The sequence below is a fragment of the Clostridium aquiflavi genome, assembly GCF_031344075.1.
In the GTDB taxonomy this organism is placed as follows: Bacteria; Bacillota; Clostridia; order Clostridiales; family Clostridiaceae; genus Clostridium; species Clostridium aquiflavi.
In genome coordinates, this window is the sequence record NZ_JAVJAN010000060.1 from 1 (window position 1) to 11667 (window position 11667).

Here is an 11667-nt window from a genome sequence, read left to right on the forward strand (position 1 = left end):
ACTGCACGGGAGACTGTGTGGGAGATTAGGACGTTGCCAGGTAAGTTTAAAGAGATAGTTATAACAACTATCTCTTTTTTAGTATATAAAAATATATTAAAGTGATGTTTAAATAAGAGATAAAGTTTTTTTATAACTTTAAGATAGTCTTATATATTTAATATATCGTTGTATTGTTATATTTGTATCAAGTGTAAGAAATTTTATAAGATTTTTTTATTGTTAAAGTAAAAATTTTAAGACGACTTATTAAAGTACAGTATTAGTTATTTTTAACTAATACTGTACTTTCTATAATTTCAACTAATAAAGATTAAGAAATAGTTATGTTTAAAGATGTATTGAAATTAAGATAAAAAAGTGAGAGGTATTGAATTAGAAGTATTTTGAATTTGAGATTATAGGTATCAATCATTTGTTTTTAAAGAAAACGTTTAGAATAAATTTGTTCTTCTAAATTATTAAACTATATTATATTAATAATTTACAAAATACTATAAATAAACATAAAAAATGAAATTTAATTTTTAAAATAAACAAGAAAAATTGAAATATAAGTAGTTTTATGAGATTTAAGCAATGATGAAAATTAATGAATTGTATTCAAAAATTTGGTAAAATAACAATTGATAACTTTGATAAATTACTAAATATAGTAAAAAATATAATAAATGGATATAAGGTAAATGGAGGGGATAACTTGAGTAATGCTGATACTAAGAAGATAGATTATGAATTAGATACTGAACCCAAAGAAATTATATTAGAAGAAACAGCTAAAATACTAAAAGATCCAGAAAAAGATATAACTAAAGCTGCTAAAAAAATAAGTTCGTCTAAAAAATCAAATCGAACTACTAATAAAAAAGCCTCAAGTATAAAAGCAGAAACAAATTCAAGCAATAATAACAGTGAAAATAAAGAAGTAAAAAGTAGTACTAAAAAGTCAAATTCTTATGAACTAAATGAAACGAATATTAAAAAATTTCATGAAGGGAAAAACTATGAATCTTATAAGATTCTAGGCGCTCATATAAAAACAGAAAAAAGAAAAAAAGGAGTAAGGTTTACTACTTGGGCTCCCAATGCAAAAGAGGCTTATTTAGTTGGAGATTTTAATGATTTTAAAATAGATGAAAATTATAAACTTGAAAAATTAGATGAAAATGGATTGTGGAGCGTATTTTTACCACATATAAATGATGGTAGTAAATATAAATACTGCTTTATAGATGAATTAGGAAATCAATCAGATTTTAAATCCGATCCATATGCAATACAAAGTGAACTTAGACCTAATACTGCATCAATAGTATGTGAATTAGATAAGTTTAAATGGAATGATAAGAAATGGATTAATAGAAGAAATAAATTAAATATATATGAAATGCCAATGAATATATACGAAATGCATCTAGGATCATGGAAAAGAAATGAAGATGGAGAATTTTTAACATATGAGCAGTTAAGTGTAGAGCTGCCAAAATATCTAAAAGATATGGGTTATACTTACGTTGAATTGATGCCACTTGGAGAACATCCATTAGATGCTTCTTGGGGATATCAAGGAACGGGATATTATTCTCCAACAAGTAGATATGGTGATTTTAATGGTTTGAAAATGCTTATAGAAAAGCTACATGATGAAGAAATAGGTGTAATAATTGATTGGGTTCCAGGTCATTTTTGTAAGGATTCTCACGGATTATATAAATTTGATGGAACTACAACATATGAGTATAGCGAAGAATGGAGATCAGAAAATTGTGGTTGGGGAACTTGTAATTTTGATTTAGGAAAACCAGAAGTTCGTAGTTACTTAATATCAAACGCTCTGTATTGGATAAGAGAATTTCATATAGATGGAATTAGAGTTGATGCTGTATCAAGTATTCTTTACTTAGATTATGGTAAAGAAGAAGGTGAATGGGAGCCTAATCAATTTGGAGGAAATGCAAATTTAGAAGGTATAGAGTTCTTAAAACAATTAAACAAGGCTGTTAAAGCGGAAGATTCTAATATATTAATGATTGCAGAGGAATCAACATCATGGCCTAATGTTAGTAAATCTAATAATGGAGAATCATTAGGATTTAATTTTAAATGGAATATGGGATGGATGAACGATACTTTAGAATATATAAAAGTAGATCCTATATATAGAAAATTCAACCATGATAAAGTAACTTTTTCAATGATGTACAATTATTCAGAGAATTTTATATTACCAATATCACATGATGAAGTAGTACATGGTAAAAAGTCATTGGTTGATAAAATGTGGGGAGATTATTGGAATAAGTTTTCTGGCTTAAGATTGTTTGCATCTTACATGATGGGACACCCAGGTAAAAAGTTATTATTTATGGGATGTGAATTTGGACAATTTATAGAATGGAGAGAATATGAAGAATTAGAGTGGTTTTTAATAGATAAATATGATATGCATAGACAGACACAAGTTTTCTTCAAAGATTTAAATCATTTTTATATAGATAATAAAGCACTTTGGGAATTAGATCATGATGAAAAAGGTTTTACCTGGATTGATGCAGATAATAATTCTCAAAGTATACTTGAGTTTATAAGAAGAAGTAAAGATGACAATGATACTTTAATTTTTATTAGTAATTTTACTCCAATTGTATATTATGACTATAAAATTGGAGTTCCATTTTTAGGTGAATATGAAGAAGTATTTAATACAGATGATAGCAAGTATGGTGGTTCTGGACAAGTTATGGGGGAAACATTAATATCAGAAAAATTAGAATATCATAATAAGCCATATTCATTACAAATTAAGGTACCTCCTATGGCAACATTAGTATTAAAAATAAAATCTATATACAAGGATATTGAAGAAAAAACTTTTATGAAGAAGGTAACAGAAATAGCTGAAATAGATAGAGAAGAATTATTAGATAAAATTGAGTATATAAAATAATAGAACATTGGTGAATTAGGGGGAAGAAGTATGAGAGTTTTATTTGTAGCATCAGAAGCACATCCGTTTATAAAAAGTGGGGGATTAGGTGATGTAGCTGGAGCGTTACCTAAGGAATTAGCAAGAAAAGGTGTAGATGTTAGAGTTGTTATACCTAAATATAAAGAAATAAACCATGAACTAAAAAATAAGCTTAGATTTAATAAGTGGTTTAACGTAGATGTTGGATGGCGCAATCAATATTGTGGAATCTTAGAATATGAACATGATGGCGTAATTTATTATTTTGTGGATAATGAATACTATTTTTCTAGAGGTGGAATGTATGGTCATTATGATGATGCTGAAAGATTTGCATTTTTTGATAGAGCAGTACTAGACATGATAAAACAATTGGATTGGAAACCAAATGTAATTCATTGTAATGACTGGCAAACTGGGATGATACCAGTTTTATTGAAACTAGAATATATGAGAAAAGATATGTTTTATTGGGATATAAAATCAGTATTTTCAATTCACAATATAGCTTTCCAAGGAATATTTGATCCAGTGATATTACCAGAACTGTTTGGATATGATTATGAACAGTATACAAATACTAATTTAAAATTTGATGATGGTGTAGGATTTATGAAGGGTGCTATAAATTACTCAGATATGATAACAACTGTTAGCTATAGCTATGCAGAAGAAATAAAAACTCCTGAGTTTGGAGAAAGACTAGATTGGCTGTTAAGAGAAAAATCCTATATGTTAAGAGGAATATTAAATGGAATAGATTACGATGAATTTAATCCTAAAAATGATAATTTAATAAATAAAAATTATGATGTAAATAATATAAATGATAAATATGAAAATAAAAGAAATTTACAGTTAGAACTAGGGTTAAGCGTTAATGAAAATATACCTATGATTGCAATGGTAACAAGATTAACAAGTCAAAAAGGTTTAGATTTATTAGTGCATATTTCAGAGAGATTATTACAAAATGATATTCAATTAGTTATTGTTGGAACTGGAGAAAAACATTATGAAGATCACTTTAAGTGGTTAGATTATAAATATGGAAATAAGGTCTCAGCAAATATTAGATTTGACAATAATTTGGCTCATAAAGCATATGCTGCATCAGATATGTTTTTAATGCCATCATTATTTGAACCTTGTGGCTTGGGACAACTCATAGCTCTTAGATACGGAAGTATACCAATAGTAAGAGAAACTGGTGGCTTGAAAGATACAATTAGAGCTTACAATGAGTACACAGGTGAAGGAAATGGATTTAGTTTTTATAATTATAACGCAGATGAAATGCTTCATATAATAGAGTACGCTTTAAAGATTTACTATGATAAAAATAAATGGTCAAACCTTGTGAAAAATGCTATGAATTCTAATAATAGTTGGAGCAAGTCAGCAGATGAATATTTAAATATGTACAAAGAATTAAGCTATAGATAATCTAATAATTTTTCTAAAGGAGGGGTAATGATGATAGAAATGGATAAAAAAGCATTCAAAAAAGCATATGTAAACAAATTCTTAGAAATGCACGGAATAGAACTAAAGGAAGGAACGAACCAACAAAAATACGAAGCTTTAGGAAGTTTGGTAAGAGATTATGTAACTAGGACATGGCTTAAAACAAACAAAAAATATAATAAAACAGGTGAAAAACAAGTTTATTATTTTTCAATGGAATTTTTACTTGGAAGATTGTTGGGTAATTCTTTATTAAATATTGGAATAAGAGATATTTGTAAAGAAGCTTTAGAAGAACTTAATATAAATTTGAAAGACTTAGAAAATCTAGAGGAAGATCAAGGACTTGGTAATGGAGGATTAGGAAGACTTGCTGCATGTTTCTTAGATTCAATGGCATCATTAAACATGCCTGGTCATGGATGTGGAATTAGATATAAATACGGTTTCTTTGAACAAAAAATTATTGATGGAAAGCAAGTTGAAGTATCTGATAATTGGTTAAAAGAAGGCAATGTATGGGAAAAAAGAAAAACTAATAAATCTGAAATTGTTAAATTTGGTGGAGAAATTAAAGTAGAAGAACGTAATGGAAGGTTAAATTTCGTACATGTAAATTATGAACCAATCTTGGCAATACCTTATGATACACCAGTTGTTGGATATAAAAACGATATAGTTAATACCTTAAGACTTTGGAGCGCAGAAGCATTATCAAATGAATTTGATTTTTCTTCATTCAATAGAGGTGATTTTTTACAGGCTATTCAATATAAGAATTCAGTTGAAGCTATATCACAGGTTCTTTATCCAGAAGATTCATTTTATGAAGGAAAGATTCTTAGATTAAAACAACAATATTTCTTTGTTTCCGCTGGTATACAAAGTATAATAAGACATTTTAAAAAGCACGGGGGAGAGATACCGGAATTTGCAGAAAAAATAGCTATTCATATAAATGATACTCACCCAACACTTGCTATACCAGAACTTATGAGAATATTGTTAGATGAAGAAGAATTAACTTGGGATGATGCATGGAGAATAACTGAAAATACAATATCTTATACGAATCATACTATTTTATCAGAGGCTTTAGAGAAATGGCCTGTAGATATGTTTAAAAAATTGCTTCCTAGAATATTTATGATAGTTGAAGAAATAAACAGAAGATATTGTGAAGAGCTAAAAGTTAAATTTTCTGGACAAGAAAATAAAATATCAAAGATGGCTATAATCGGAGAAGGACAAATAAGAATGGCTCATCTTGCTATAGTAGGCAGTCACAGTATTAATGGGGTAGCAAAACTTCATACTGAAATATTAAAGAAAAAGGAAATGAAAGATTTTTACTATTTGTATCCTAATAAATTTAATAATAAAACAAATGGTATAACTCATAGAAGATGGTTATTAAAATGTAATCCTAATTTAACAAAGTTACTTTCAGACACCATAGGTGATGGGTTCATAAAACATCCACTAGATTTAGAAAACTTTCAAAAACATTTAGATGATAAGAGTGTTTTAGATGAGCTAGGAAAGATAAAGCTCGAAAATAAGAAAAAACTTGCAAAGACAATATTAGACAATGAAGGCATTATAGTTGATCCTAATTCTATATTTGACGTTCAAGTAAAGAGAATACATGCATATAAAAGACAAACTTTAAATTGTTTAAGAATAATGGACTTATATAATAAATTACTTGATAATCCTAATTTAGATATTTACCCAAGAACATTTATATTTGGTGGAAAGGCTGCACCAGGATATTATTTAGCCAAAACCATTATCGAACTTATAAATAATATTGCAAGTAAAGTAAATAATGATCCAAGAGTTAATAAGAAAATGAAAGTAGTATTTATGGAAAACTATGATGTATCTTTAGCTGAAGAAATTGTTCCAGGGGCGGATGTAAGTGAGCAAATTTCAACAACAACTAAAGAAGCTTCAGGAACTTCAAATATGAAATTTATGATGAATGGAGCTATTACAGTAGCAACACTTGATGGAGCAAATATAGAGATTAAAGATGAAGTTGGAGAAGACAATATAGTTATTTTTGGATTAGAAGCAGACGAAGTATTAAGTTATTACAAAAATGGAGGATATAGTTCGTTAGAAATGTATAATCATAATTCAAGAATTAAGAATGTTATTAATGATTTAACTAATGGGAAATACCATAATGATAAGCAAAGATTTAAAACTTTATATCAAAATTTAATAACGTATAATGATGAATTTTTTGTATTAAAAGACTTTGATTCTTATTTAAAGGCACAAGATAAGATAGACGTTCTTTATAGAGATAAAGATATGTGGAATAAGATATGTGGAATAAATATATCACATTCAGGAATATTTTCATCTGATAGAACTATTGAACAATATGCAACTGGAATTTGGGGATCAGAAGTTATTTACAAGAACTTAGGCATATAAAAATAAATAACTAGTCAGCATGCTAGTTTATTTTGTGAACTACTTCTTCCTTGGAACCTACTAATAGTACAACTATTAGCAGAACCCAAGTCATTGTATTTCACAAAATATCCGTCGCATCTTTGACTTGTTATTTATTTGAATGTGCCTTATAGGAAGGGCTAATTTATGGATAAAACAAAAGTGAGATACAATTCTCAAGATAAGAATTTTAAAAAACCTTTTGGAGCAGTTGAAATTGGTAGAGCTATAAAACTATCAATTATAGTCAATAGAGATTTATTAGTAGCTCTTGAATTAACTGATTTTAATAATGAGAGTAGTTTATTGGAAATGCAAAAAGAATATTTAAATGATGGAAACTATAAATACTCAGTAGAAATAGATACATCTAATAAAACAGGACTGCTAAGATATTATTTTATTTTAATAGATGGTTATAAGAGAATTTATTATGGAAATAATGATGAAAAATTAGGCGGCGAAGGACAAGTATATAATAATGATCCTTTGCCATATGAAGTAACTGTATATGAAAAAATTGATGTGCCTAAGTGGTATAAAGATGGTGTTATATATCAGATATTTGTTGATAGATTTTGCAATGGAAATGAAGATAACAGCATAAATAAACCAAAGAAAAATTCTTTTTTATATGCTACATGGAATGATGAGCCAATGTATATAAAAGATAATATGGGAAGAATTTCAAGATGGGATTTTTATGGTGGAAATTTAAAAGGAATAATAAAAAAATTAGATTATATAAAATCTTTAGGTGCTAATATCATATATTTAAGTCCAATATTTAAATCATCTAGTTGTCACAAATATGATGTTGGTGATTATGAAGTTATAGATGAAATGTTTGGAACTAACGAAGAATTTTCAAAATTATGTAATATAGCACGAAGCAAAGGAATAAGAATTATATTAGATGGAGTATTCAGTAACACTGGATCTGATAGTAGATATTTTAACAAGTATGGAAATTATGATGAAGTTGGTGCATATCAGTCCCCTAATTCAAAGTATTACAAGTGGTATAAATTCATAACTTATCCTTATCAATATCAATCTTGGTGGGGTATAGATAATAGACCTAATGTAAATGAACTTGAAGAGAGTTATCTAGACTATATAGTAAATAAAAAAGGCTCTATAATGGAAAAATGGATGAATTTGGGTGCGAGTGGATGGAGACTAAATGTTGCTGATGAATTACCAGATAAATTTATAGAGATTTTTAAAAAAAGAATGAAGGAAATTAATAATGATAGCGTACTTATAGGAGAGGTTTGGGATGATGCTTCTAATAAAATAAGTTATTCAAAACGAAGAAAATATTTATTTGGCAAAGAATTAGATTCAGTTACTAATTATCCGTTAAGAGAATGTTTAATAAATTTTGTTAAAGGGTATATAACTTCTGAGAAACTAAAAAAGAGAATAATGTCTTTGTATGAGAATTATCCAAGAGAAATTTTTAATTCTAATATGAATGTTATAGGTACACATGATACTGAAAGAATTTTAACAATATTAGATGGAAATTTATATTTACTTAAATTAATGATAGTTTTTCAAATGACATTGCCAGGAGTACCGGTAATTTATTATGGAGATGAAGCTGGGTTAAAGGGTGGAAAAGATCCTGAAAATAGAAAGGCTTATCCATGGAATAATGAAAATCAAGAGATATTAAAATTTTACTCTAAGATAATAAATATAAGAAAAAATGAAGAGGTTTTGAGAAAAGGTAATTTAAAAATATTTGATATGGATGTGAACATATGTATATTAAAAAGAACATATGAAGGAAAAAACATAATAGTAGTATTAAATAATTCAGGCTTGCATAAAAACTTAAATAAATTTGAATTTGAAGGTGTATATAGCGAATTATTTAGTAATAAAACTATAGATTTTGATAAGGCTGATATCAACTTATCACCATATAATTTTTTAATATTATCTAAATAAATATGTAAATTAAAATGGATGCTTTGTTTAAAGAAGATTTATAAGAGTTATGTCGTGAATACATGATAATTTAAGGGGAAAAAGAGAGGAGATATTTATGGGAAATACTGAAATTGTGGCTATGATATTAGCGGGGGGACAAGGCTCAAGATTAGGAGTATTGACCAAGAAGTTAGCTAAGCCAGCAGTGCCATTTGGAGGAAAGTATAGAATAATTGATTTTCCTTTGAGTAATTGTGCAAATTCAGGGATTTATACAGTGGGGGTTTTGACACAATATAAGCCTTTAGAATTAAATGCACACATAGGAATAGGTTTACCTTGGGATTTAGATAGAAAAGATAGTGGAGTAAGCATATTGCCACCATATCAAGAAGAAAAGGGTGGAAATTGGTATAAAGGAACAGCAAATGCAATTTATCAAAATATAGAATTTGTTGACAGGTATGATCCAGAGTATGTACTTATACTATCAGGTGATCATATATATAAAATGAATTATACAAAAATGTTAGAATTTCATAAGGAAAAGAATGCAGATGCCACTATTGGAGTAATTGAAGTTCCAGTAAATGAAGCTAGTCGTTTTGGAATAATGAACACTAGAGATGATATGTCCATATATGAATTTGAGGAAAAACCTAAAATACCTAAAAGTAATTTAGCTTCTATGGGTATATATATATTTAATTGGAAAACATTAAAGAAATATTTAAGAAATGATGAAGCTAATAAAAGTTCAAGCAATGACTTTGGTAAAGATATAATACCATCAATGTTAAATGACGGTGGTAAAATGGTTGCTTATCCATTTGAAGGATATTGGAAAGATGTTGGAACTATTGAAAGCCTTTGGCAAGCAAATATGGACTTGTTAAAATCTGATAATGAACTTAATTTGCATGATCAAGATTGGAGAATATATTCAACAAATCCAGTAAGACCAGCACAATATATAGGCGAAAATGCTAAGGTTACTAATTCACTTATAGTTGAAGGATGCACTGTTAATGGAACAGTACAAAATTCGGTTTTATTTCAAGGTGTACAAGTTGGTAAAAATACAGTAATAAAAGACTCTGTTATTATGACAAACGCTAAAATAGGGGATAATGTGATAATTGAAAAAGCTATAATTGGAAATGATGCTGTGATAAGGAAAGACTGTGTAATAGGCACAGGTGATGAAATTGAAATTGTTGCTGCCAAAGAAGAGGTAAAAATGGGTAGTATCATGAAAAATAGCAAGGCGGTATAAGGAAAGTTGAGGGAAAAAGAGATGAATGATTGTGTTGGAATAATAAATTTAGATGAAAATGAAACAAAAATGGGAGAACTAGTAATAAATAGACCACTTGCATCAGTCCCTATAGCAGGAAGATATAGAATTATAGATTTCGTATTATCAAATATGACAAATTCAGGTATAGAGAGTATTGGAATTTTTACAAAAAATAAGTCTAGATCGCTAATTGATCATTTAACTAATGGTAGACCATGGGATTTACACAGAAATCAAAATGGATTAAGAGTATTTAATTTTTGTGAAGTAGATCCAGTATATGAAGATGTTCATAATTTTTCAGAAAATATAGAGTTTTTTAAGCGTAGTCATAAGGAATATTTGTTATTAACTCCATCTTATATGCTTTGTAATATAGATTATCAAAAAGTAATTGATTATCACAAAAAGAGTGGACAAGATATAACAATGGTATATAAAAAAATAAACAATGGTAAAAACTCATTTGTAGGATGTGATGTTTTAAACTTTGATGATTTAGATGAAGTTGTAAGCATTGGTGAAAATGTAGGTAGAGATAATAACATTAATATAGGCATGGAAGTTTATGTATTAAAAACTAGCTTATTTATAGATATAGTCCAAGATTGCTTAGTTAGTGGAATGTATAAAAAAGTTAAAAGCTTTATACATGATAATTTAGACAGTTTAAGAGTAGGGGCATATAAATTTGATGGCGAATTAAATTGTATAAATTCTATAAAAACATTATACGATAGCAATATGAAATTATTAAATAGAAAGATAAGTAAGGAAATATTCAGAGAAGATAGAGGAATATATACGAAAGCAAAAGATGAGGCGCCAACACATTATACAGACACTAGTAATGTTAAGAATTCTATAATAGCTAATGGATGTTATATAGAAGGCGAGGTAGAAAATTGTGTTATAGGAAGAAGAGTTTTTGTAGGTAAGGATGCAAAGTTGAAAAATTGTGTAGTAATGCAAGATAGTATTATAGAAGATAACACTTTATTAGATAGTGTAATTACAGATAAGGGAATAAAGGTTAAAGAGGGCGAAAAACTTATAGGATCTAGTTTATACCCTCTAGTAGTTATGAAAAAAGAATATCTTTAAAAATGCTCTGTTTAAACATAGTGTTAATATATAAATAATTATGCCTATAAGCTTTGTAGTATAAAAACTGTTTAGCATATAGGCATTTTTTATTAAAATAATAAAAAACTTTTAAAATACTGTTGACAATTGTTTTTTGAGATGGTATTATAAAACTCGTCGCTGAGAGATGCGACCAACAAGTAAAAAATAAGTTAGAAATAAAATTTCAAACTCATTAAAAAAACTTGTTGACATGAAAAAACTTAGGTGATATACTAAGGAAGTCGCTTAAGGGTGACACAATAAAACAAAAGTTGACAAGAAAGTCAACGATAAAAATTTGGTATTTGAAAATTGAACAGAAATCAAGAAACATTAAAATAAACCAGCAATTCTTTATTTGAGTAAGTCAAGATTAAACTTTTTATTG

6 protein-coding genes are annotated in these 11667 nt (G+C 27.8%); all 6 read left to right on the plus strand.

All coding sequences use genetic code 11. The features are described 5' to 3' along the window. The first annotated feature begins 700 nt into the window (after positions 1-700). Positions 701-2947: a 1,4-alpha-glucan branching protein GlgB gene (gene glgB / locus RGC78_RS15120; protein ID WP_252216990.1), complete on the plus strand. Its 2247-nt coding sequence runs from the start codon at positions 701-703 to the stop codon at positions 2945-2947. A 30-nt stretch (positions 2948-2977) separates the two neighbouring features. After that, on the plus strand, positions 2978-4414 hold the full coding sequence (gene glgA / locus RGC78_RS15125; protein ID WP_252216981.1) for a glycogen synthase GlgA: 1437 nt from the start codon (positions 2978-2980) through the stop codon (positions 4412-4414). Between the two features lie 30 nt (positions 4415-4444). Then, positions 4445-6886, plus strand: coding sequence for a glycogen/starch/alpha-glucan phosphorylase (locus RGC78_RS15130; RefSeq protein ID WP_252216992.1), 2442 nt, complete (start codon positions 4445-4447; stop codon positions 6884-6886). A 168-nt stretch (positions 6887-7054) separates the two neighbouring features. Further along, positions 7055-8869 (plus strand): glycoside hydrolase family 13 protein, encoded by a 1815-nt coding sequence (locus tag RGC78_RS15135; protein WP_252216983.1) that lies wholly within the window; start codon positions 7055-7057, stop codon positions 8867-8869. A gap of 97 nt (positions 8870-8966) precedes the next feature. Then, positions 8967-10127: a glucose-1-phosphate adenylyltransferase gene (locus RGC78_RS15140; protein WP_252216986.1), complete on the plus strand. Its 1161-nt coding sequence runs from the start codon at positions 8967-8969 to the stop codon at positions 10125-10127. 21 nt (positions 10128-10148) lie between these two features. Further along, positions 10149-11255, plus strand: coding sequence for a glucose-1-phosphate adenylyltransferase subunit GlgD (glgD, locus tag RGC78_RS15145; protein ID WP_252216988.1), 1107 nt, complete (start codon positions 10149-10151; stop codon positions 11253-11255). Positions 11256-11667 lie beyond the last annotated feature (412 nt).